This is a genomic window from Nocardia sp. NPDC049190, from assembly GCF_040648115.1.
GTDB lineage: Bacteria > Actinomycetota > Actinomycetes > Mycobacteriales > Mycobacteriaceae > Nocardia.
This window is the reverse complement of record NZ_JBEZDE010000006.1, coordinates 13,700-37,292: the sequence shown is the minus strand read 5'-3', so window position 1 is coordinate 37,292 and position 23,593 is coordinate 13,700. Positions and strand designations below refer to the sequence as shown.

Below are 23,593 nucleotides of genomic sequence, written 5' to 3'. Positions count from 1 at the left end.
CTGAGCTGGTCGAATGTGAGGGTATCGGGCATACACACACGGTGTCCGTGTCGAGGAAGGGGAACAGCAAGCTATGCCGATTGCTTCAGATCCTGGGGTGGATCCGATACCCGAATACGCCACGTGGCGCAAGAGTGTTGCCGGGGTGCTGGCGAAGGCTCGACGGGTCGATCTCACGGAACTTCCCGAGGAGCCCGAGCGGCTGCTGGACCAGACCACCTACGACGGACTGACCATCGCCCCGCTGTACACCCTTCGCGACGAGCTGCCCGAACAGCCGCTGCCGGGCGCCTTCCCGTTCGTCCGCGGCCGGGACGCCACCCGGGACGTCCACCGCGGGTGGTACGTCGGCGCACAGGTCGACACCCGCGATGCCGCGGCGGCCAACCGGGAGATTCTCGCCGGTCTGGAGAACGGGATCGGTGCGATCCGGCTGGGTGCCGGTGAGCGCGGCGTGCCGGTGGCCGACCTGCCGACCGCCCTCGCCGGCCTGCTGTTCGAGCTGGCTCCGCTGGCCCTGGATGCGGGCAGTGCGGCGGCCGAAGCTGCCGACCAGCTGTTCACCGTGCTCGACGGTTACCAGGTGCCCGTCCGCGAGGATATTCGGATTGCGCTCGGCGCCGCGACGCTGACCAGCCGCTTCGCGGGCATCGACGACATCGGGCTCGCTGCGGCGGTCGTGCTCGCCGGGCGGGCGGCGGGGCGGGCCGAGACGGTGCGAGCGATCACCGTGGACGGCACCGTTTTCCACGATGTCGGTGCCTCCGACGCCCAGGAGATCGGCGCCACGGTTGCGGCAGGTCTTGCTTACCTGCGTGCCATGACCGAGCATCTCGACATCGCTGATGCGCTGGAGCAGCTGGAATTCCGGTTCGCCGCGACCGACGACCAGTTTGTCACCATCGCGAAGTTCCGTGCCGCGAGGCAACTCTGGGCGCGGATCGCGCACGTGTGCGGTGCGCCGGATTTCGGAGGCGCGCCCCAGCACGCGGTGACCTCGGCCGCCATGATGAGCCAGCGCGATCCGTGGGTGAATATGTTGCGCACCACGCTGGCCGCGTTCGGTGCGGGGGTGGGCGGTGCCGACACCGTGACCGTGCTGCCTTTCGACACGGCGCTGCCGCCGGGTGAACTCGGCGTCTCGAAAGCGTTCTCCGATCGAATGGCCCGCAATATCCAACTGCTGCTGCTCGAGGAGTCACATCTGGGCCATGTGCAGGACCCGAGCGCGGGCTCCTGGTACGTGGAGGACCTCACCGCGGCGGTCGCCGCGAAAGCGTGGGCGTTCATGCAGGAGATCGAGGCGGCGGGTGGTTACCTGGCCGCGCTGGACTCCGGTCTGCTCGCCGAGCGGATCGGCGCCACCAAGGCCGCACGCGACACCGATGTCGCGCATCGACGTACCGCTGTCACCGGCGTGAACGAATTCCCGAACCTAGCCGAGCAGCCGCTGACCGAGGCGGCGCGGCAGCCGGGTCGGGTCGCCCGATACGGCGCGGCGTTCGAGAAATTACGCGACCGCTCCGACGCCTATCTCGAGGCCGTCGGCGCCCGCCCGAAAGCCCTGCTGGTGCCGCTGGGCTCGGTTGCCGAACACAACGTGCGGGTCACCTTCGTCGCGAACCTTTTGGCATCGGGCGGGATCGAATCGATCAATCCCGGGCCGCTCGAGGTGGGCGCGATCGCCGCCGCGGCAACCGACGCCGGGGCGCCGATCGCGGTGCTGTGCGGCTCGAACGCGCGCTACCGGATGGAACTGGGCGAAGCGGTCGAGCGGTTGCGTGCCGTGAGCGTGCCGACCGTGCTGGTGGCTGGTGCGGCGGAGGCCGTCGGCGAACTGAGCGACGCGCAGCGTCCGGACGGATTCGTCACGGTGGGTATAGACGCGGTCGCGGCGCTGTCCGGCCTGCTGGAGAAGGTGGGAGCGTGATGACTACTCGCGAGATCAGACATCTGATCGGCAGTTTCGCCGACGTCCCGCTGGCGGAGACGGCGCCGACCGCGACCGCCGTCGATGCCGCGCAGGTGGAGGCGTACGTACGGGCGGCATCAGCGGCCAACCACTACACGCCCGACCAACTGGTGTGGTCGACGCCGGAAGGCATCGATGTGCCGCCGGTGTTCACCAAAGCCGATCGGGATGCCGTTGCTGCCGAAGGGTATCCGCTCGACAGCGTACCCGGCATCGCGCCGTTCGTGCGCGGACCGTACCCCACGATGTATGTCAACCAGCCGTGGACCATCCGCCAATACGCGGGCTTCTCCACCGCCGCGGACTCGAACGCCTTCTACCGCCGCAACCTACAGGCGGGACAGAAAGGACTGTCGGTCGCCTTCGATCTGGCCACCCATCGCGGCTACGATTCCGATCACCCGCGGGTGCAAGGGGATGTCGGCATGGCGGGCGTGGCCATCGACTCGATCCTGGACATGCGTCAGCTGTTCGACCACATCCCGCTGGACCAGGTCAGCGTGTCGATGACGATGAACGGCGCGGTACTGCCGATTCTCGCGCTCTACGTCGTCGCCGCCGAAGAACAGGGCGTCGCGCCAGAACAGCTCGCCGGAACCATTCAGAACGACATTCTGAAAGAGTTCATGGTCCGCAACACCTATATCTACCCGCCGCAGCCCTCGATGCGGATCATCTCCGACATCTTCGCCTACACCAGCGCGAAGATGCCGAAGTTCAACTCGATCTCCATCTCCGGCTACCACATCCAGGAGGCGGGCGCGACCGCCGATCTGGAGCTGGCCTACACCCTCGCCGACGGTGTCGAGTACATCCGCGCGGGCATCGACGCCGGCATGGACGTCGACGAGTTCGCACCGCGCCTATCGTTCTTCTGGGCTATCGGCATGAACTTTTTCATGGAGGTCGCCAAGCTGCGCGCCGGGCGTCTGTTGTGGAGCGAACTGGTCGCGAACTTCACTCCGAAGAACGCGAAATCACTGTCGCTGCGTACCCATTCGCAGACCTCCGGCTGGTCGCTCACTGCCCAGGACGCCTACAACAATATCGCGCGCACCTGCATCGAGGCGATGGCCGCCACGCAAGGCCACACCCAGTCGTTGCACACCAACGCGCTCGACGAGGCTCTCGCGTTGCCCACGGACTTCTCCGCGCGCATCGCCCGCAATACGCAGCTGCTGATCCAGCAGGAGTCCAACACCACCCGTCCGATCGACCCGTGGGGCGGCTCATACTACGTCGAGTGGCTGACCCATCAGCTCGCCAACCGTGCCCGCGCGCACATCGCCGAGGTCGAGGCGCACGGCGGCATGGCGCAGGCGATCGGCGACGGCATCCCGAAGCTGCGCATCGAAGAGGCCGCCGCGCGGACCCAGGCGCGCATCGACACCGGCCAGCAGCCGGTGATCGGCGTCAACAAGTACCAGGTCGAAGAGGATCAGCAGGTCGAGGTCCTCAAGGTCGAAAACTCGCGGGTGCGTGCCGAGCAGATCGAGAAGCTGCGTCGGCTGCGCGCCGAGCGTGACCCCGACGCGGTGCGGCGTGCGCTCGCGGACTTGACCCGCGCCGCGGCCGCTACCGAGGGTGGCATCGCGAACAACCTACTCGCGCTGGCGATCGACGCGGCGCGCGCGAAGGCGACCGTCGGCGAGATCTCCGACGCGCTGGAGCAGGTATACGGCCGCCATCGAGCCGAGATCCGTACGCTCTCCGGTGTGTACCGCGACGAGGCAGGGAAGGTTACCAACATCACCGCGGCGAGCGAGCTCGTCGAGGAATTCGCCCACGCCGAAGGTCGTCGCCCCCGCATCCTCGTCGCCAAGATGGGCCAGGACGGTCACGACCGAGGACAGAAGGTGATCGCCACGGCCTTCGCCGATCTGGGCTTCGATGTCGACGTGGGCCCGCTGTTCCAGACTCCTGAAGAGGTGGCGCAGCAGGCGGCCGACAACGACGTGCATGTCGTGGGCGTATCCTCGCTCGCGGCAGGCCACCTCACGCTGGTGCCCGCGCTGCGGCAGGCACTGGCCGAGGTCGGGCGTCCCGACATCATGGTCATCGTCGGCGGCGTCATCCCGCCCGGTGACTTCGATGAGCTGTACCGGGCAGGCGCCGCGGCGATCTTCCCGCCCGGTACCGTGATCGCGGATGCGGCGATCGACTTGCTGAAGAAGCTCGGCGCCGAACTCGGTCACGAACTCGGTGGCGGCGCCGCGGATTCCGCCGCGACCGAATGAGCGAAGCAAATCCGGCTGCCGCGCAGGTCGCTGGGCGCAGGCTGATCGACGTCGACGCGCTGGCCGAGGCGGTCCGCCGTAACGAACGGGCCGCTGTGGCGCGGGCGATCACCTTGGTGGAATCCACCAGGGCCGACCACAGGGCCTTGGCGCAGCAGTTGTTGCTGAAGGCGACCCCGGACACGAATGCCGCTGCGACGAGCCCGGTGTCGAACCGGGTCGGCATCACGGGGGTTCCAGGCGTCGGCAAGTCCACGTTCATCGACGCGCTCGGCATGTACCTGATCGGGAAGGGACATCGGGTCGCCGTGCTGGCGGTCGATCCTTCCTCGACCCGGACCGGCGGCTCCATTCTGGGTGACAAGACGCGGATGGCGCGTCTGTCGGTGCAACGCGCCGCCTATATCCGCCCCTCGCCGACCGCGGGCACGCTCGGCGGCGTGGCCAAGGCGACCCGAGAGACCATCGTGCTGCTCGAGGCCGCGGGGTACGACGTGATTCTGGTGGAGACTGTCGGTGTCGGCCAATCCGAGGTCACGGTCGCGAATATGGTCGACGTGTTCTGCTTCCTCACGCTGGCTCGGACCGGCGATCAGCTGCAGGGCATCAAGAAGGGCGTGCTCGAGCTCGCCGACCTGGTCGCGGTGAACAAGGCCGACGGCACACACGAGGTGGAGGCCAAGGCGGCCGCCCGCGAGCTGGCGGGAGCGCTGCGTCTCATTCACCCGCACGACGCACTGTGGCGGCCGCCGGTACTCACTATGAGCGGGTTGGAGGGCGTTGGTCTGGAGGCATTCTGGGACACGGTGCTGGAGCACCGGCGGGTACTCACCGACGCCGGGGAGTTCGACGAGAAGCGCCGCCGTCAGCAGATCGATTGGACCTGGACCATGGTGTACGACCAGTTGCTTCGCAGGCTCGCGGACAACCCGGACGTGAAATCCGTGCGGGCGCAGGTGGAACAGCGGGTTCGCGACGGAACGCTGACCGCCGCCCTCGCGGCCGAGGAACTGTTGCGGGCCTTCGACGGCAGCTGACCGAGGCGACGATCGCTGCGCTGCGCGTTCGCGGGCCGGGGCTCGTCGTGCTCATTACTCCAGGGCGCGGACTTGTTCGATGCCGAAGAGGCGGGCCGCGTTCTGGTAGCAGACCAGTCGCAGCCACTCGTCCCCGAGGTCGAGTCGTTCGAGAGCCTGGATCGAATGGCCGTAGGAATACGGGATGTTGGGGAAGTCGCTGCCGAACAGAATGCGGTCGGCAAAGGCGCGCAGCCTGCCGTACTCGCCGGTCGGGAAGGGGGAATTCGCCTCGAGGAAGTCGGTCCACACCATGGTGGTGTCGAACCGCAGGCCCGGGTAATCCTCGGCCAGGTCGAGAAATTCGGAATACTCGGGCGTGCCCATGTGCGCGATGATCAGCGGCAGCCGCGGAAAGCGGCGCAACACATCGGCGATCGGCTCCGGTCCGGTGTGGGTGCCTGGCGCAGGACCGGAACCGCAGTGGATGACGATGGGGATCTGGGCATCCTGCAGCAGTTCCCACACCGGGTTCAACAGTGGGTCGCCCGGATGATAGCCGCCAACCTGGATGTGCGCCTTGAAGATACGCGCGCCCCGCGCGACAGCCTCCGCGACGTAGCCCGCGGCTTGCGGCTCCGGGAAGAATGTCGCGGTGTGCAGGCAGTCCGGGGTGCGTTCGGCGAACTCGGCAGTCCACGCGTTGAGCCACGCCGCCATTGCCGGCTTGTGCGGATACACCAGCGCGGGGAACGCGCGAATACCCAACTCGCGCAAGGTTTTCAGGCGGACCTGCTCATCGGAGCGGTAGGCGATCGGCCAACTCCGCCCGACCAGTGGGCCCGCCGCATCGAAATATGCCCACACCTTTCGCAGTACCTGGTCGGGCATGAAATGCGTATGCACGTCGATGATTCCCGGCAGCCCAAGCCTGGTCCGGAACGCGGACAGGTAGGTGGAGTCGTCGTTGTCGATCATCGCACCTCTTGGGCGGCGGGTGGATGGACGGTCCGTGCGAAATCGCCGACCCGGTTGACCAGTCGGTCGAAGAACACGTCGGGATCGGTGCCGATCACGATGTCGGCGTTGGGTTCGCGCCCCCACATCCCCGCCCAGTCGGCGACCGTGGTCGCTCGGGTGAGCGTGCCGGCCAGCTCGACGTCGACCGTCGCGGGGCGGGTGCGGGCCAGCGTAGGGTCCAGCGCGACCGCCGCGGCGAACGGGTCGTGCATGTGGGCCAGATAGCCTTGGCCGTAGCCGCGGTGGAAGTCGAAGTAGAACCGGACCGCATCGGTGACGTGCCGGACGATCGGATTGCTCGCGGCGGATCGGGCCTCGGGTGGGTCGGTCTCCGTGACCAGTTCCACCGGGTGACTGTTCGCGCGTGCGGCAAGGCGGACGAGGTGCTCGGGTCGCATCTCGATGGTCTCGGTGACGTCGAGCGCGCACACGATCGGCCTGCGCTGCGCGGGAGCGGCGGCGAACGCGTCGAAGACCTCCTTGGCGGCTTCCGGGTCGACGTGGACGTTCCACTCGTTGGTCGGCGTCGTATTGCCGGGGTGGTTGAACGCGCCGCCCATGATGACCAAGCGGTGCAGCAGCAGCGGCAGTTCGGGCTCGATCCGCAGGGCGAGGGCGAGGTTGGTCAACGGTCCGGTGCAGAGTCCGACGATCTCGCCCGGGTGCGCGCGAGCCAGGTCGACCCACAGGTGAGCGGCCGTGCGCCGCGATAGCCGACGGGCGGAGAGGGGCAGCTCGGCGTACCCGACACCGTGCGGTCCGTGCGTGTCCTCGGTGGTGCGCAGCGGAATGGCCAGGGGGTCGGCGGCGCCGAGTGCGACCTCGATGTCGGGTGCGCGGCAGACGTCGAGCCAGGCGAGGTTGTTCGCCGCCACCTGTGCCGCGGGAACGTTGCCCGCGGTGGCGGCGATTCCGGCGATCTCGGCATCGGGAGAGGCAAGAAGATACAGCAGCGCGAGTGAGTCGTCGATACCCGTATCGACGTCCGCGATGATCTTCTGCCGCACGGCATGAGACTAGCGAGTCGGTCCGGCGCCGCCGCGTCGAGGCGGCGGCAACTCGACGACCGCGGGGTGATAGAACAGATGTCTAGTACGAATGTCTGAGACACTGTAACCTCGAGCGATGGGAAATCGCGAGGACCTGCTGGCGGGTGTACTGGAGAACCTGGTCCAGGTCGCGCGCTCGCGCGAAATGCTTCGCTGAGAGCCCGCCCGGTGCTTATCGCGACATGGCGACGGCGTTGCGCGTGGCGCAGCCGCACCTGAGTGAGGAGCAGGCACTTGCGGTAGCCGAGTGGTCCTTCGTGCTCGTGCAGGGGCTCGGTGTGCTGTAGACGATCGCTCCGGAGATGAATCTTCCCGGCGGAGATCGGTTGGCACCGGCGATTGCCGTGCTCGCGGGAGGCGCGCCCGCCGCCGACTGATCCTCGGTCGACGGCGGCTCGACGGCGATGTAATGGTCCGGCCCGTTCCGCGCGGTCGAAATCGCCTTCTGGACGAGGGCTGGATCGGTGAGCTCGGCGGGTACGCACACAGGTCACCTACCAGGGCGGATCTGTTCGGCGTTGTCCGCACCCGGTGCCATGCCAACCGCACGAGCCAGGGATGCTGCATCAGGTGCAAGAGATCTTTCGCGCTGTCGGCGTCCACGGCTGGGTGTACGCCCAGTGTTTCGACTGCGGCGCCGGGGCCGGTGCCGGTGCGGACGAGCCAGTTGTGCTGGCGTCGGTGGTGAAGGTGCCACTGGTGCTGGAGTTCGCCAGGCAGGTCGCGGCGGGCCAGCTGGACCCCGCTGATCGAGTCCGGGCCCGCGCGGCGGATCGACTCGGCGGCGTCGGCACCGCGGGCTGCGTCGACGATATCGAGTTGAGCTTGCGTGATGCCGCGTATTTCGCGCTCACCCTGAGCGACAACACCGCGGCCGACCTGCTGTTCGACCGGGTCGGGGTGGACAACGTGCGTTCGCTGCTGCGCGAACTCGGCCTCACGGGGACTCAGGTCGCCGGCCCGCCCCGCGTCATCGTGCAGTCCATGGCCGAGGACATCGGCGCAGCGGACGCCGCCGAGTTCGCGCGTCGTTTTCCGACGCTGAGCGCCGAGGAGGTGCTCTGCACACGGGCGCTCGATCCGGCGCGTACCACCGCGAGCACGCCCCGTGAGATGGTTCGGCTGCTCACGATGATCGGCCAGGATCGGGCGGGTGCACCCGAGGCGTGCCGGTGGGTTCGCGATCTGATGAGCCAGCAGGTGAACTGGCATCGCCTGGCCGCGGCGTTCCCGCCGCAGGTGCGGGTCTGGGCGAAGTCCGGGACGCTGCCCGGCGTGCGCAACGAAATCGGCGTCGTCGAGTATCCCGACGGAAAACGTTATGCCGTGGCGGTTTTCACCAGGGCGGCGACGCTCGCGCAGCGGCTGCCCGCAGTGGACCGCGCGGTCGGGGCCGCCGCGGCGCACGCGATCGACCGCATCGCTCACGGCCTGCCATAGACGACGTTCCAAGGTCGTCGCGGCAGGTCCGCGACGGCTGCGGGCCGGGTCGCGCCATCGCCTTGCAGCACCGTGACAACCAGCTCGGCGAGTTCGTGTACCAGCGGATGAGCCACATCAACCGGCCAAGCCAGCGACAATCGCCTGCTCAGCGTGCCCGCCGGCAGCGGCCGCCAGACCACCCGCGGTTCCTTCTGTGCCACCAGGCCCTGGTCGAACGCTATCCCGCGCCCGGACAGCACCAGGCCGAGCACGAACTCGGGGTTGTGCGCATGCTGCACCGAGGTGGGCCGGAAGCCGAGCTCCCAGCACCGGCGCAGCGTCGCGTCATAGAGCCCGGGAGCTGCGGCCCGCGGGAAGATCACCAACCCGTGCCCTGCGAGATCGGCGAGTTCCAGCGTGGACCGCACGGCCAGCGGTGAATCGCGTGGCAGCACCACCCCGAGCGGCGTCTCGACAGCGGGACCGAGCTCCAAGCCGACCACATCGACCGGATGCTGAAGCAGCCCGGCGTCGAGCTGGCGGTCCGCGAGCAGCCGCAGCTGTTCGGCGGTGGTCAGTTCCTGCAGGTCGGCCCGGACGTTGCTGGCCTCGAACGCGGTGAGCAGCGCGGCGAGCACCCGGCCGGCCAGTTCGGGTGGCACGCCGATGCGAACGGTGTCCATTTCGCCTCGATGCGCCTTGCCGACCAGTGTTTTTGTCCGCTCCCAGCGGGCAAGCAGATCGCGGGACTCGGCGAGCAGGATCTGCCCGGCCTCGGTGAGTTCGACTCGGCGGCTGTCCCGGTCGAAGAGACGAGCGCCCAGGTCGGCTTCGAGGCGACGGATGCGTTGGCTCAGGGGCGGCTGGGCGATGCCGAGGCGGTCGGCTGCCCGACCGAAGTGCAATTCTTCCGCGACGGCAATGAAGTACCGCAGCTGACGCAGATGGTCCACGCTGCGACGATATCCGCTTCGATATTGTGGGGCCGGTCCGCTGGTCTTGGACATGGCCGCCGCGGATGTGGTGTGGTGCCCGCATGACAGGTTTCGGACGTCGAGGATTCCTCGGTGCGACTGCGGGAGTCGCGACGTTGGCGGGTTTATTATCTTGTGGCACAACAGATTCGACAGAGAACGATGGTTCGGTCGCCGCCTCGGGTAGCGTGGCTTCCGGCGGGGTGACGCTGCGTTGGTGGGGTAACAACAGCTGGGAGATACGCCTGCCCGGCGGCAAAACCGTACTCATCGACCCGTGGCTGACCAGGTTCCATACCGGAACCTACACTGCCGAGGGCGCGGACCCCGAGACCCCGATCGCGGTGGATACCGCGCTGATCGATCGCTACGTCGACAGCGGAGAGTTACGCGCCGACCACATTCTGGTCACCCACGGGCACTACGACCACCTCGCCGACGTGCCGTATCTGGCGACGAAGACCGGGGCCACGGTGCTCGGCACCGAAACCCATCTCAACCTCCTGGCTGCGCTCGGAGCTCCGGAGAACCAACTCGCCCTGGCCACCGGTGGTGAGTTTCTGCACTTCGATGACTACTCGATCCGGGTACTGCGCTCGCTGCATTCGGCGTCCGGGCCACGGGCCAGTGTGGCCTTCGCAGGCACCCGACCCGGCCTCGGCGCGGGAAAGTTGGCCGAGCCCAGAGTGATTCGCGATCTCGTCGAGGGTGGCACCCTTGCCTACGAAGTGCGCGGCGGCGGGGTGAGCGTGTTGGACTTCGGCGGATCGAACTACATCGAATCGGAACTGGCGGGGTTGCGGCCAGATGTTCTGCTGCTGCCCGCGGGTGGCGGGAAGATCGAGGATTACGTCGCGCGGCTGCTGCGCGTCACCGGCAACCCGCGCTATGTGATTCCCACTCACTGGGACGATTTCGACTATCCGCTCGCCGAACCTGCCCGCGACTGGGGCGGGTTGGAAGCATTGCGCACGGCCGTCGCCGCGGCCAGCCCGCGCAGCGCGTTCGTCACCATCGACCATCTGCAAACTTTCACACCCTGACCGGTATGCGAGTGTCGAGGATTGCCCGGGCGGGGCTGCGGTCTTGTTCGGGTTCCGGCTGAGCTGGTTGTCGTGAGAAGAGGGGCACGAGCCCGGAGCCGCATGGACACCGGATCCGGTGCGACGTGTCGTCCGGCGGCGACTTCCGAACCGCCGGATGCGGGCGACTACGGTGTCCGGTGAGAGCCAGATGCGCGCGGACGGAGGAGGAGATCGACGTGGCGGGATCCCACACCAACTCGAAGTGGCTGCGTTCGTTGCGATCCGGGCCCCAGGTTCGGCATGCTGTGCTGTGTTTCCCGTCGGGTGGTGCTCCGGCCACGGCGTATCGTGATCTCGCTCAGCGGTTCGGCGCGGATATCGCGGTCCTCGCGGTGCAGTATCCGGGTCGCCAGGACCGGTTGGGCGAGGCGCCGATTACGGATATCGCGGTGCTCGCGGACCGGATCGCCGAGGAGGTGCTGACCCGAGGAGTGGTCGAACGGCTGTCGCTGTTCGGGCACAGCATGGGTGCCACCGTGGCGTTCGAGACCGCGCGCAGGCTGGAGCGCGCCGGGCAGCAACTCACGGCGCTGTTCGTATCGGGTCGTCCCGCACCCACGTTCGTGGAGACCCAGCGCCTGCATCTGGCCTCCGACGACGAGCTGCTCCGGGATCTCGAGCGGCTGGCCACCGACCCGGCGTCGGTCGGACTGTTGCGTAGCGACCCGAGTCTCGCCGAACTCGTGCTGCCCGCGGTACGTGCCGACTACCAGGCGGTGGAAACCTATCACTACCGGTCCGGCGTCGCGCTGCGCACCGACATCGCCGCGCTGGTGAGCACCGAGGACCCGACGATGCGTCCGGAGCAGGCCGACGAATGGCGCGGGCAGACCAGCGGTGGCTTCGAGCGAGCCACCTTCCCCGGCGGACACTTCTATCTCGACGAGCACGGTGCGAAGGTCGCCGACTTCGTCGGCCGTCACCTCGGGCGTTCCTGAGACCGGGTGCCGCGGGGCGGTTCAGCCGGGGTGTGCCGGTCGGTGCGGGGCGCGCACGGGGACGGTTGTCGGCAATGCGGACCGATGCCGCCGGGTCCACACGTACCCGATCCACGACGCCACCACGAGCACCGCGACCAGCACCCGCACCAAGCCGAGCGCGTCCTCGGGATAGAGCACGCCGGTGATGTAGTGGTCGATGAACCCGCTCGACGGCAGCCGCGCTTCGCCGGCGTGGACTCGCGCCCAATTCTCCAGATCGGTCAGCGGGCATTCGAACCCGAACACCACCGAGCCGAGCCCCCAGCACGCCGCGATCAGATGCAGCCAGATGGTGCGCGCCAAGCGCCACGCGACGAAACCGCCGACCACGACGTAGGCCACGAAGGCGAAGTGCGTGACAGCGGTGGCATCGGCCAGCAGCCGGTACAGCATTCTTCCAGCGTAGCTGGCGAAACCGTGCTGCGCGGGGCTACCAAGGGGAGGGCTGGTAGTCCTTCAAGAAGCAACCGAACAGGTCGGTACCGTTCTCGCCCTGCACGATCGGGTCGTACACCCGTGCCGCGCCGTCGACCAAGTCGAGCGGTGCGTGGAAACCCTCCTCGGCCAGGCGGACTTTCGTGTAATGCGGGCGTTCGTCGGTGATCCAGCCGGTGTCGACGGCGGTCATCAGGATGCCGTCCTCTTCGAACATCTCGCGGGCGCTGGTCCGGGTCAACATGTTCAGCGCGGCCTTGGCCATATTGGTGTGTGGGTGCCCCGGCCCCTTGTAGGCGCGGGAGAATTGACCCTCCATGGCGGAGACATTCACGACGTACTTGCGCCGCGCCGCGGCGGCGGCCATCGTCGGACGCAGGCGTGACACCAGGATGAACGGCGCGACCGAGTTGCACAGTTGGACTTCCAGCAGTTCGGTCGGATCCACCTCGCCGACGGTCTGCACCCAGCTGTTCGTGTGCGCGAGATCCGGTACCAGACCGCCCGCGTCGATCGCCACGCCACGCGAAATGCGTTCCGGCGTAGCCGATCCCGCGACCAGGGCCAGTTCGGCCACGTCGGCGGCGGACAGCGTGGGAGTGAGTGACGCGGTGAGCGCAGTGGGATGCGCCTGCATGGTTTTGCCGAAACTCACCGTCTCCGGCAGCTGCCCGGCGGGCAGCGGCCCGGACTCGGCGTCGACCAGCGCGCTGTAGGCGCCCGCGGAGCGGCGCACCGTCTGCGCGGCGTTGTTGATCAGGATGTCCAGCGGGCCGTGCGCGGCGACGTCGTCGGCGAGGGCCACCACTTGAGCCGGGTCGCGCAGGTCGATGCCGACGATGCGCAATCGGTGCAGCCAGTCCGCGCTGTCGGCCATCGCGGCGAAACGCCGGATCGCGTCGTTGGGGAAGCGGGTGGTGACAGTGGTGTGCGCGCCGTCGCGGAGCAGCCGTAGCGCGATGTACATGCCGATTTTGGCGCGTCCGCCGGTGAGCAGCGCGCGGCGTCCCGCGAGGTCGGTGCGAGCGTTCCGTTTGGCGTGGCTACTCGCCGCGCACTCGGGGCATAGCTGGTGGTAGAAAGCGTCGACTCGGGAATAACGCTGCTTGCAGATGTAGCACGGGCGCGGGCGCAGCAGCGTGCCCGCGGTGGCGCCGGCGGCGCGAGAGCTGATCGGGATACCCGCAGTCTCGTCGTCGATCCGGTTCGGCGAGCCGGTCGCGGTGGCCGCCACCACCGCGTGATCAGCCGCGGCGACCGCCTCGCGGGCCGCGGACCTGCGACGCTGCTTGAGTTTCTTGAACATGTGCCCGACCGCGCGTTGGACGGTCACCGAGTCGGGGTGGGCTTTGTCCAGCACTGCGGCCTGCTCCAAGACCCTGAGACAGGTCGCAAGGTCCTGCGGATCGATCATGCTTTCGGCCATCGCGGCTAGGGACATCCTTCACTGAGCTGGGCAATCGACCGGCCTATTGTCGCAAACCCCTGCGCGGGATCGCCGTCCGGTCGTCTGGGTGGCGCACGTCGAGCCGAGCCGGTGCGCCGGCCGCCAGCTTGTTGACACGTAGCCAATAGTCCGGAAGCCTGGGAGCGAGACCGGTGCCGGGGCCGGACACGGAGCGAGCGAGGGATAGAGCGATGGCACGCGCGGCGTGGAGTGACGACGAGGTCGAAGCGGTTCGCGACCTGGCGAGGGCCTTCTTCGAGAAGGAGGTCGTCCCGCGCGCGGAGGAGTTCGTCGCCCAGGGGCATCCCGACCGTGCGCTGTACAATCGGGCGGGCGAACTCGGTCTGCTGTGCCCCGCGATACCCGCCGAATACGGTGGTGGCGGCGGTACGTTCGCACATGAGGCCGCGATCATCGAAGAGCAGTCCCGTGCGGGCGACGGGTCGATGGGCATGCCCGTGCACAGCTCGATTATCGCGCCGTACCTCAATGAGTTCGGCTCGGAGGAGCTCAAGCGGCGTGTGTTGCCCAAAGCGGCCAGTGGCGAGATGGTGCTGTCCATCGGTATGACCGAACCGGGCACCGGTTCGGACCTCCAGAACATCAAGACCCGCGCGGTGCGCGCAGGCGACGAGTACGTGATCACCGGCTCGAAGATCTTCATCACCAACGGCTGGCTCTGCGACGGCATCATCATCGCTGCCAAGACCGATCCGACCAAGGGTGCGGCAGGCGTCTCGCTGATCTTCGCCGAAGTCGGCGACGACACCCCGGGTTTCGAGCGTGGCCGCATCCTGAACAAGATCGGCGGCAAGGCTCAGGACACCGCCGAGCTGTTCTTCGATGGCCTTCGTGTGCCCGCGTCCAACCTGCTCGGTGCCGACGAGGGGCAGGGCTTCTACCAGATGATGCAGTTGCTCGCGCAGGAGCGCTTGGTCACCGCCATCATCGCGGTCGCCATGATGGAGAAGGCCGTGCAGCTCACCGTGGACTACACCAAGGGACGCGAAGCGTTCGGCAAACCACTGTTCGCCATGCAGAACACCAAGTTCGAGCTTGCCGAGTGCGCGACGGTCGCCACCGTCTCCCGTACCTTCTTGGACGACTGCATCGGCAGGCATCTGCGTGGCGAACTCGACATTCCCACCGCTGCGATGTCCAAGTACTGGCTCACCGACCAGCTGGGTATGGTGGTTGACCGCTGCCTACAACTGTTCGGCGGCTACGGCTACATGACGGAGTATCCGATTTCGCAGCTCTACACCGGCGCCCGGGTCCTGCGCATCCTGGCAGGTAGCAACGAGGTGATGAAGGATCTCATTGCCCGGTCTCTCTGACACCACTAGCGTGACCGCGGACGGTGGCGCCGAACCGGTCCTACCGCGCCGGCGGCGACTCGAACCCGACGAGCGGCGCGCGCAGATCCTCGCCTGCGCGATCGATATGTTCGGCGAACGCCCGTACGCGTCCGTATCGACGGCCGAGCTGGCGCAGCGGGCTGGGGTGGCCCGGGGTCTGATCAACCACTATTTCGGCAACAAGCGTGATCTCTACCTTGCAGTGGTACGTCGGATGGTGACGCTGCCCAAGCTCGACAGCATGATCGTGCCCACCGGCGCCACCCGCGAACGCGTCGATGCCAGTGTGCGCTGGCTGTTGGATACCATTGCCGAGCATGGCAGCACCTGGGTGAAGGTGACCAGCCACGAGGGGGTCGGAGACGACCCGCAGGTACAACAGATCCTCGACGCGGCCGACGACGCGGCAGCCGACCGCCTGCTGGTGATGGTCGGTCTCGCCGATTCGGCGCACAGTGCCGAGTTGCGCGCGATGGTCCGCGCCTACGGCGGGCTGGTAAAAGTTGCCGGGCGTGAATGGATCACCCGCCGCACGCTCACTCGCGAGCAGGTCCACGACCTGCTGTCGGACATTCTGCTGACGCTGGTCGATGAGACGCTGCCGAAGGTGGATCGGCGCAGATGAACCAGCGGGCCGAGTCGCTCGGTGCGGAGCGCACAGTGTCGCGCAGCGGATTGCTGGCGCCCCCGCGGGCTCCGATACCCGTTCTCCGCCATCCTGGGCGGCGGCGTGAGTCACGCTGTCGCCACGATCACGAGAGAGCGGTTTCCGTAGCAGATCGAATTGTAGTTGCCGTCTAGCAAACCTCCCATATCGCAGGGCTATTCCGGTCGAATGGACTGTGGCATCTGATTTAAGTCGTCATGCATCGAGGTGGAAGGGTGGCGCCTTGTCCTGTTGTCGGCGCTCCAGCATTTATGTGGCTAATCGATCCGCACGAGCATCTCATCGCTGTTATTACGACTCGATCACGAAGTTTCGAGACTCCAGATCCACTATTCGCGTTTTGCGCCTTATTCTGGGTCGGTATATCGGGGCGGGTTCGGACAGTCCGAGGTTCCTGCACGGTGTGGTGTAGGAGAGGTACCTGGATGGCACGGGCAGAACGCCGCGAGAGCGAACGTTGGCCGGAGGCGCAACCGGACGAACGCTGGGCCGAGCAGGAGTCCGATGGCCGGTGGTCGGAGACGGAGACCGAACGTTGGCCCGAGCAGGCGGCCAACCGCCGCCGGGCCGGTCGACTGCGTGTCGAGGTTGCGCCGATCGTCAATCCGTACGCGATCGTCGCGCTGGTAGCCGCGCTGCTGGGGCTGTTCCCGGTCGCGATCGTGTTCGGGTTCATCGCTTACAGCCATCCCCGTGGGCGTGTCATGGCGATGTTCGCGCTGTTGCTCGGCGTCGCCGAGATGACCGCGCTGGCCGCGTTCGTGGTGCTGTCGGGCAACTGGTTGCCCGGTGGCACGCAACCTCGGGCCGCCCCGGCCCCGACATCGGTGGCCCCCGCGACCATCGAGCGTTCGGCGCCTGGTCCGACGACCGTCGCGGCGAGCCCCACGGCTACGAGCACTCCACCCGCGGCGAGCCAGGGGCAGGTCACGAAGGGTTCGTCATGCACCGAGGCTCAACTGGGCCAGATCGGCTCCGCCGCCGACGGCGGCACCTTGATCTGCCTCACCACCACCGGTGGCGGCTACCAGTGGGCCGGTCCGCACAGTGTGGCATCCGCGACCCAGCAGGCCGGATCGAAATGCGACCCCACGGGTGCGAAGACCGGCCGTACGTCCGACGGCCGGGCGCTGGTGTGTGAAGGGACCGGCCGCACCGGCACCTGGGTCCTGTGGACCGACTAGTCGCATCGATGTCGGGGTGCGCTAGTCCGGCTTCTTGGCGCGGCTCGGCTGGACGCGGGGCGGCTCGTTCGGCATCTTCGGGTACTGCGGCGGCCAGGGAGCGTCCATCAGGCCCGCGGCCATGTCGCGTTCGGACATTTCCAGCAGCGGGGTGAGGGACTGCGGTGCGCGGTCGGCCCACGGGTCGCCGAATTCGGCGTAGCGGGCCGGCACGGTGGCGATGGTCAGTTCATCGGGAACGACCGAATCCAGAGCCGACCAGGTGATCGGCGTCGACACCTGCGCACCGACTTTCGGCCGGGCACACCAGGCGCCGAATACCGTTTTATGCGGTGCGTTCTGGTTGAAGTCGACGAACACGCGATTGCCGCGTTCTTCCTTCCACCACTGTGCGGTGATCTCCTCCGGGTGCCTGCGTTCCAGTTCACGGGCCAGCGCGACCGCAGCCGCACGCACCTGGTAGCCGTCCCATTTCGGTTCCAGCGCCACATAGATGTGTAACCCGCGCGAACCGGAGGTCTTGATTCGCGATTCGATGTCGAATTCGCCGAACAGATCTCTGGTGAGCACCGCGGCGTGCTTGAGATCCTCGAACGTGATACCCGGGGAAGGATCGAGATCGATGCGCAACTCGTCGGCGATCTCGAGATTATCGGCGCGATTGGGCCAGACATGGAATCCGAGGCAGCCTTGGTTGACCGCCCACAGGATATGAGCGAGATCGTGCGCGACGAGGGCATCGCTTGTCGTGCCGTTCGGCGTGGACACCTCTACGGTGCGCAACCAGTCCGGCGCGGATTTCGGCACCCGCTTCTGGAACCACGATTTGCCGGACGCACCATCGGGATAACGCTCCAGCAGCAGCGGGCGCCCGCCGACCACGTTCAGGAACGGCTCGGCGATCGCCTGGTAGTAATGCACCAGATCGAGTTTCGTCTCGCCGCGTTTGGTGAAATAGACCTTGTCCGGATTGCTGATCGTGACAGTTCTGCCGTCGACCTCGAGATCGACCGACTCGCTCATCGTGCCGCGCTTTCGCTGAACAGGGCACTCAATTCCGCGGGCGCGACTTCGTCGAGTTGCGCATAGGTGCACGATTCGGGAGTTCGGTCGGTGCGAAAGCGCACCAGTCTGCCGCCGTGGCGCAGCCTGCCCGACTGCACGTGCTCGTAGCGGACCTCGGCGACCAGTTCCGGCCGCAGCGCCTCCCAGGACAAGTCCTTGCCGCCGGTCCAACGGCTCACCCCGCCCGGCATCTTGCCCCCTGCCGTCGCCTGTGCCGCGGCGTCGGCCCAAGCCCGCCACGGGTGGTTGTTCAGCGCGTTCTCCCGCAGCGGAGCCAATTCTTCGACCAGCTCTTTACGTCGCGCCGCGGTGAAGCTGCTGGCCACGCCGACATGGTGCATGGCGCCCTGGTCGTCGAAGAGCCCCAGTAGCAGCGAACCCACGCCCTGACCGTCCTTGTGCCAGCGAAACCCCGCCACCACACAGTCGGCGGTGCGCTCATGCTTGACCTTGAGCATCACCCGCTTGTCCTGCAGGTAGGCCAGCTCGTCGGACTTGACCATGACGCCGTCGAATCCGGCACCTTCAAACCGGGTGAACCAGTCTTCGGCGACATCGGGGTCATGGGTGAGTGGGGTCAGATGGACCCGGGCGAGCTCGGTGTCCAGGATCGTCTCCAACAATCGCCTCCGCTCGGCGAACGGCGCACCGGTCAGATCCTTGTCGCCGAGTGCGAGCAGGTCGAAGGCGACGAAGCTGGCCGGTGTCTCCACCGCCAGTTTGTCGACCCGGGACGCAGCCGGGTGCAGGCGGTTCTGCAGGGTGTCGAAGTCGAGACCATGCTCGGTGACCACCACTATTTCGCCGTCCACTACGCACCGGTCCGGGAGCGCCAGCTTCAGTAGCGCGGCGACCTCGGGAAAGTACCTGGTCAGCGGGCGATCGTTGCGCGAGCCCAACTCGACGTCGGCACCGTCGCGGAACACAACACAGCGGAAACCGTCCCACTTCGGTTCGTAGCTCAGGCCCGGCTCGCGTGGCACCGCGGGCACGGATTTGGCCAACATCGGCCGGACGGGCGGCATCACCGGTAAGTCCACGCGAACCTCCTCGGGTCGATCGTCACCCGTACCGACGTCACCCACGGCGCAAACTCATCGGTACGTGGCGCGGCTTCGGTCGATGGTAGGTGGCCCCCCCGACAAGCTCGTGGACTTCGGCGTGTTCGCGCTCCGGCTCAGTTCTCCAGCCAGCCGTGTTGGTCGGCGAAGGCGGTGAGCCGATCCCGGATGGTGAGGATCTCACCGGCCGTGAGCGCCGGGCTCGCGTCCAGAAGCAACTCGGTGATCAGGCGCTTGTGTTCGGCGATCGTGAGCTGTCCCGAGCCCGCTCTTTCCTTCCCCTTGGACCGGGGAGCCGCAGGAGCGGGCTGGCCGCCGACCGCGCTGAGATTGACCGCCTTGGGTCCGCGGTCGCCTTCGGTCACGTCGAATTCGAACACCCGTCCCTGGCGCAACTCGTCCTCGTCCAGTCCGATGTCATTGACGTGGACAAACACGTCAGGCCCGCCATCTTCCGGCCGAATGAAACCAAATCCCCGAGAGCTGTCGAACGACACCAATTTCCCGATGGACACCACCACACCCGCTCCTCGCCGCAGTCGATACCCGGCTACTTTAACCCGCATCTTCCCTGTCGTTGGGGGTTAGGGCCTTTTGCAGCGAATTGAACACGGTCAGCCCCTGCCCGACCATTCCGTTCACCAGTTCACTCACGCCATCCGGTCCATTGAGTACGGTGAGATTCGCGTTCGCCAGGCCGTTCGAGGCCTGCTTGACGATTTCCGGAAGTTGTTCGATCAACAATTGATCCAGCGCGATCCGGTTGTTCGACGCGGCCGCCTCGGCCTGGATCCTGGTCCGGTCGGCCTCCGCCTCGGCCAGGATGCGCACCCGATCCGCCTCGGCTAGAGCGGGTTTCACGACCTCGGCCTGCAGTTGCTGTTCGCGCAGTTCGGCCGCTTTGCGTGCCTGCTCGGCCTGAGCGGTGAGCACCTCTTGCAGTGCCATCGCCTCGGCGAGCGGCCCGGCCTGAGCCGCCTCGGCATTCGCCTTGTCGATATCGCGCTGGTATTGCGCACGCAGGATCGCGGTCTCGCGCTGGTACTCCGCCTGCCTGCGCTGGGATTCCTGTTCGGCCTGCGCCGACACCTGCGCCGCCTGCGATTGCGCGATCTGCGCATCGCGCTGTACCGCGGCATTGTGCGGCGCGGCCAGTGCGGCGATATAGCCGAGGTTCCCGTCGTCGATGGACTGGATCTGGAAGGAGTCGACCCACAGGCCGATATTGCTCATCTCCACTTTCGACGCGACGAGCACCTCGTCCGCGAGTCTCTGGCGTTCCCGGATGATCTCCTCGACGGTCATCGAACCGACGATCGATCGCAGGTGCCCGGAGAAGATGCGTCCGGTCAGCACCGACATCTCTCGCTCCTGCTCGGAGAGAAAGCGCTGCGCCGCGTTCACGATGGAGGGGGTGTCGTTGGCGACCTTGAACGCGATCACCGCACGAACGTCGAGCTGGATCGCCTGCTTGGTGACACAGCGCTCTTTGATCTCGGCCTCGAACATCGCCAGCGACAGGTAGCTCACCTTGCGGAACAGCGGAATCACCCAAGCGCCGCGTCCGATGATCACCTTGAACGGCGCGTTGTCCCGGCTCGTGCCGCCGCTGACCAACATCGCCTCGTCCGGGTCCGGAACGTGATAACCCAGCACGTCTGTCTCCCTTACTGTTTCAGATTTCCTCGGCGGATTCCGTGTCGAGCGGAATCCATGGGACGACATCGACGACGCGTCCCGGATGGACCGCGATGACCAGCACGGCCGATCCAGCCGATATCGGCTCGACGGCTTGTGCGAGATACAGCTCGGTTCCCCCTCGAATCGCGACCAAGACCTCACCGAGTGTCCCGGCTCCCCGGATCGGCGATGTGAGCGTACCTGTCAAACCCACTATGGGGTCGGTCATCTCGCGATCTCCTGTATGGACTGCCGGATCGTCGGTCTCTGCCCGTGCGCACTCACCACATTCGACACGGAAAGATCCGCGACGGTAGCGTTTTCCTGTTCTGGGCGATCCAGCCGTGCCCGTGCGTATTGCTGTGGTGAGTTCGGAGTGTGCGGCGTCGGGCGGGACCGGAGTCCATCGGCGAACTCGCGAACGGCTGTACGAGCGTCCGGCCGCAGCTGGTGGCGGCCGGCGGGGGTGGCACCGATCTCATTGGGGCACAGGAGTTCACGGTAGTACACCGGACCTTCGCGGCACCCTCGCGAGGGCGGGTCACGCAATTTCCGGGCGGAAATACCGGCGTCCGAGTTGTTGGTACGAGGCGACCCGGTCGCGGTCGAAATCGGTGTCGGGAGGCGTGCGGTCAGCGGTACAGCGAGCGATACGCGGTGAGCATCGCGACACAGTGGTCGACAATCTGGTCCCGGGTGGCGCGCAGCGAGCCGTTCAGCCACGCCGCGAACATACCGGCGTTGCCGCTGGCCATCGTCACCGCGGCAAGCCTGCGCCGGACCGGGTCGTCGATGTGGCCGAACAAGTGGTCCTGCATGATTCGAGTGAACACCGGCATCACCGCGATGGTGGTCTGGCCGAGGCCGGTGCTGGAGTACGGCTCGACCAAGAACAGTCGCGACTTGCGCGGGTCGGCGAGCACTGCGTCCACCAAGATCTCCGACAGTTCACGGTCGCGCGACCGGTCGTCGGTGGCGGTGAAGGCGGTCATCGGTGCGAGGAACTCGTCGGCGATCTGACGGTAGAGCACATCGAGCAGTTCGTCGCGGCTGGTGAAGCTCTCGTAGAAGTAGCGGTCGGTGAGATTGGCTCGTCGGCATACCGCGCGCATGGTGACCCCGCTCGCGCCTGCCTCGCCGATCAGATCGAGCGCGGCCTCCAGCAGCGCTGCCCGGCGCGCCTCCCTCCGCTCGGTGAGCGTGGTTCCACCCCAGATCCGTGGGCCTGAGTCGCCCTCTGATTCCTGGTCTGTCTGCACCGCCCAACGATAGTGCCTGGTGTCTGCGCACGTATCCGGGACCGGCCTGGAACCTGTACGGACGCCATGGTCTTGCCGAAACAAATGCTGGACGATTACGGGATGGTAACTGTATGTTTACCCGAGCCGGATACGCTGCCGGCTTGATCGGTGTTTCTGCGGTGGAGGATTACAACGCGTGAACGACTCCACTGCGGGAGGCCGCACCGTCGGCGGCGGGCTGGGGGTGGCTCCGACCAGCGACCGACGACCTGCGGTCCTCAATCTCCCACCGCGGCAGCGTCCAGTCGTGCTCGCCCGTCGCCCGCGTCCGGCGTACGTGCCGCTCGCGCCCGCACAGGAACGGATGTGGCACGCCGCGCGCGCGGGTAGCTCGAGTGACTGGAATGTGGCTCGCGCGGTGCGGATGTGCGGTCCAGCGCTGGAGGTCGGGGCGCTCGTCGCGGCGATCCGCGATGTCGTCGCCCGGCACGAGCCATTGCGCACCCGCTATCCGGAGACCGGGGCGGGTCCGGCCCAGGTGGTCGTTCCGGTACTCGATGCCTGGGTGCGGCCTGAGGTCTGCATGGTCACCGAGGATGAATTACCGAAATACATCGCGGAATTCGCGGCGAACGAATTCGATCTGGCGACCGACCAACCGCTGCGGGCGCGGCTGTGTGTGCTCGGGCCGCACGATGTCGTGCTGGTGCTGGTCGTCCACCACATCTCGATCGACGGCCGCTCTGTAGGTCCGCTGCTGCGAGACCTCGTCACCGCCTATCTGGCCAGGCGGGCTGGCGTCGCGCCTGGGTGGACGCCGTTACCGGTCGACTATATCGACTACACGCTGTGGAAGCATGCCCAGCTCGGCGACTATGCGGACGAGTGGAGTCGGGCCACCCAGCAGCTGCGGTACTGGGCCAACGTTCTGGCCGGGCGGCCTGCGGTGCTCGAATTCCCCTGTGCCCGAGTACGTCCGGACCGGCGGGCGGATTCCGCCGGCGCCTTCCTTCCGGTCGCGTTCGGCGCCGGCGTGCACCGCGGGCTGCTCAACCGGGCCACGGCGGCGCAAGCCAGTATTTTCATGGTGCTGCAGGCTGCGTTCGCGGTGGCGGTCGGAGCCTTCTCCCGCAGCGACGATGTCACGGTGGCCACCGCGGTGTCGGGGCGGGGGCACCGCCTACTGGATGATCTGGTCGGAAACTTCTCCGATGACGTGCTGATGCGGGTCCGTCTCGACCGTGCCACGGACGTGGACGACCTGCTCGATCAGGTACGCAGGGTCGCGCTGGCGGCGTTCGCCAACCCCGATACGCCGAACACTCGGCTGAAGCGCTGCCTGCTCCAGGACGCGGCCTGCCCACTGTTCCAAGCGACGCTGATTCTCCAGCGCGGCGCGGCCGCACAGCCCGCGCACACCGGCGGCGACCTGACCGTCGCCGAGATCGACACCGGCGTGATCCGCGCCAAGCACGATCTCGAGTTCGGCCTGGTCGAACGCTACGACCGGGTGGGCAGGCCCGCGGGCGTCGACGGCGCCTTCATCTACCCGACTGCACTGTTCGAGCACGACACAGCAGTGGCGTTTGTCGAATTGTTCTCGGCGACAGTCGAATTGTTCGCCACCGGATACCGCGGTCCGCTCGCGCCGCTGCTGGCGAACATCCGGCACTGCACCACTCCGGTTGGGTAGCCGGCAG

Annotated in this window: 21 protein-coding genes; 10 read left to right on the top strand and 11 right to left on the bottom strand. The window is 67.1% G+C overall.

Annotated features, from left to right (window positions below):
- The first annotated feature begins 73 nt into the window (after window positions 1–73).
- Genes AB0B25_RS07500 through meaB form a run of 3 tightly spaced genes read left to right on the top strand, consistent with a single transcriptional unit; the run spans window position 74 to window position 5,246 of the window.
- Window positions 74–1,930 (top strand): methylmalonyl-CoA mutase family protein, encoded by a 1,857-nt coding sequence (locus tag AB0B25_RS07500; RefSeq protein WP_357176102.1) that lies wholly within the window; start codon window positions 74–76, stop codon window positions 1,928–1,930.
- Window positions 1,930–4,209 (top strand): methylmalonyl-CoA mutase, encoded by a 2,280-nt coding sequence (scpA, locus tag AB0B25_RS07495; protein WP_357176100.1) that lies wholly within the window; start codon window positions 1,930–1,932, stop codon window positions 4,207–4,209. The genes AB0B25_RS07500 and scpA overlap by 1 nt, the downstream gene beginning before the upstream one ends.
- Window positions 4,206–5,246, top strand: coding sequence for a methylmalonyl Co-A mutase-associated GTPase MeaB (gene meaB, locus AB0B25_RS07490; RefSeq protein WP_357176098.1), 1,041 nt, complete (start codon window positions 4,206–4,208; stop codon window positions 5,244–5,246). Before scpA ends, meaB begins: the two co-directional genes overlap by 4 nt.
- Window positions 5,247–5,300: 54 nt before the next feature.
- Here meaB and AB0B25_RS07485 read toward each other — a convergent pair whose 3' ends face one another.
- Window positions 5,301–6,203: an amidohydrolase family protein gene (locus tag AB0B25_RS07485; protein ID WP_357176097.1), complete on the bottom strand. Its 903-nt coding sequence runs from the start codon at window positions 6,201–6,203 to the stop codon at window positions 5,301–5,303.
- A complete protein-coding gene (locus AB0B25_RS07480) occupies window positions 6,200–7,252 on the bottom strand; it encodes a nucleoside hydrolase (RefSeq protein WP_357176095.1) in 1,053 nt (350 codons plus the stop codon). The genes AB0B25_RS07485 and AB0B25_RS07480 overlap by 4 nt, the downstream gene beginning before the upstream one ends.
- A 612-nt stretch (window positions 7,253–7,864) precedes the next feature.
- Between AB0B25_RS07480 and AB0B25_RS07475 the strand changes: the two genes are divergently transcribed.
- Entirely contained in the window at window positions 7,865–8,734 is an 870-nt protein-coding gene (locus AB0B25_RS07475; protein ID WP_357176093.1) for a serine hydrolase, read from the top strand.
- On the opposite strand, the gene AB0B25_RS07470 is transcribed toward AB0B25_RS07475, so the two are convergent.
- Window positions 8,719–9,669: a LysR substrate-binding domain-containing protein gene (locus AB0B25_RS07470; RefSeq protein WP_357176091.1), complete on the bottom strand. Its 951-nt coding sequence runs from the start codon at window positions 9,667–9,669 to the stop codon at window positions 8,719–8,721. The genes AB0B25_RS07475 and AB0B25_RS07470 overlap by 16 nt on opposite strands.
- Before the next feature lie 209 nt (window positions 9,670–9,878).
- On the opposite strand from AB0B25_RS07470, the gene AB0B25_RS07465 reads away from it, so the two are divergent.
- Together AB0B25_RS07465 and AB0B25_RS07460 are read left to right on the top strand one after the other, a co-directional pair.
- A complete protein-coding gene (locus AB0B25_RS07465; RefSeq protein ID WP_357176089.1) occupies window positions 9,879–10,733 on the top strand; it encodes an MBL fold metallo-hydrolase in 855 nt (284 codons plus the stop codon).
- A gap of 218 nt (window positions 10,734–10,951) precedes the next feature.
- Window positions 10,952–11,713, top strand: coding sequence for an alpha/beta fold hydrolase (locus AB0B25_RS07460; protein WP_357176087.1), 762 nt, complete (start codon window positions 10,952–10,954; stop codon window positions 11,711–11,713).
- A gap of 21 nt (window positions 11,714–11,734) precedes the next feature.
- On the opposite strand, the gene AB0B25_RS07455 is transcribed toward AB0B25_RS07460, so the two are convergent.
- Window positions 11,735–12,148 carry a DUF2784 domain-containing protein gene (locus AB0B25_RS07455; protein WP_357176085.1) on the bottom strand — a complete coding sequence of 138 codons (414 nt, stop codon included), beginning with the start codon at window positions 12,146–12,148 and terminating at the stop codon, window positions 11,735–11,737.
- A 37-nt stretch (window positions 12,149–12,185) separates the two neighbouring features.
- A complete protein-coding gene (locus AB0B25_RS07450; protein ID WP_357176083.1) occupies window positions 12,186–13,616 on the bottom strand; it encodes an SDR family NAD(P)-dependent oxidoreductase in 1,431 nt (476 codons plus the stop codon).
- Between the two features lie 212 nt (window positions 13,617–13,828).
- On the opposite strand from AB0B25_RS07450, the gene AB0B25_RS07445 reads away from it, so the two are divergent.
- From AB0B25_RS07445 to AB0B25_RS07435, 3 genes are all read left to right on the top strand, one after another.
- The gene (locus AB0B25_RS07445; protein ID WP_357176081.1) at window positions 13,829–14,974 is read left to right on the top strand and encodes an acyl-CoA dehydrogenase family protein; all 1,146 of its coding nucleotides are present in this window, start codon (window positions 13,829–13,831) and stop codon (window positions 14,972–14,974) included.
- A gap of 10 nt (window positions 14,975–14,984) precedes the next feature.
- Window positions 14,985–15,620, top strand: coding sequence for a helix-turn-helix domain-containing protein (locus tag AB0B25_RS07440; protein ID WP_357176079.1), 636 nt, complete (start codon window positions 14,985–14,987; stop codon window positions 15,618–15,620).
- Between the two features lie 467 nt (window positions 15,621–16,087).
- Window positions 16,088–16,846, top strand: coding sequence for a DUF4190 domain-containing protein (locus tag AB0B25_RS07435; RefSeq protein ID WP_357176077.1), 759 nt, complete (start codon window positions 16,088–16,090; stop codon window positions 16,844–16,846).
- Window positions 16,847–16,867: 21 nt separating this feature from the next.
- On the opposite strand, the gene ligD is transcribed toward AB0B25_RS07435, so the two are convergent.
- From ligD to AB0B25_RS07405, 6 genes are all read right to left on the bottom strand, one after another.
- Window positions 16,868–17,869 carry a non-homologous end-joining DNA ligase gene (gene ligD, locus AB0B25_RS07430; RefSeq protein WP_357176075.1) on the bottom strand — a complete coding sequence of 334 codons (1,002 nt, stop codon included), beginning with the start codon at window positions 17,867–17,869 and terminating at the stop codon, window positions 16,868–16,870.
- Entirely contained in the window at window positions 17,866–18,951 is a 1,086-nt protein-coding gene (locus AB0B25_RS07425) for an ATP-dependent DNA ligase (protein WP_357176073.1), read from the bottom strand. Before AB0B25_RS07425 ends, ligD begins: the two co-directional genes overlap by 4 nt.
- A 137-nt stretch (window positions 18,952–19,088) precedes the next feature.
- Entirely contained in the window at window positions 19,089–19,493 is a 405-nt protein-coding gene (locus AB0B25_RS07420) for a cold shock domain-containing protein (protein WP_357176071.1), read from the bottom strand.
- A 34-nt stretch (window positions 19,494–19,527) separates the two neighbouring features.
- Window positions 19,528–20,628, bottom strand: coding sequence for an SPFH domain-containing protein (locus tag AB0B25_RS07415; protein ID WP_357075644.1), 1,101 nt, complete (start codon window positions 20,626–20,628; stop codon window positions 19,528–19,530).
- Between the two features lie 19 nt (window positions 20,629–20,647).
- The gene (locus tag AB0B25_RS07410; protein ID WP_357176069.1) at window positions 20,648–20,881 is read right to left on the bottom strand and encodes a hypothetical protein; all 234 of its coding nucleotides are present in this window, start codon (window positions 20,879–20,881) and stop codon (window positions 20,648–20,650) included.
- Between the two features lie 403 nt (window positions 20,882–21,284).
- Entirely contained in the window at window positions 21,285–21,911 is a 627-nt protein-coding gene (locus AB0B25_RS07405) for a TetR/AcrR family transcriptional regulator (protein WP_357176067.1), read from the bottom strand.
- A gap of 178 nt (window positions 21,912–22,089) precedes the next feature.
- Between AB0B25_RS07405 and AB0B25_RS07400 the strand changes: the two genes are divergently transcribed.
- Window positions 22,090–23,586: a condensation domain-containing protein gene (locus tag AB0B25_RS07400; RefSeq protein WP_357176065.1), complete on the top strand. Its 1,497-nt coding sequence runs from the start codon at window positions 22,090–22,092 to the stop codon at window positions 23,584–23,586.
- The last annotated feature ends 7 nt before the right edge of the window (window positions 23,587–23,593 follow it).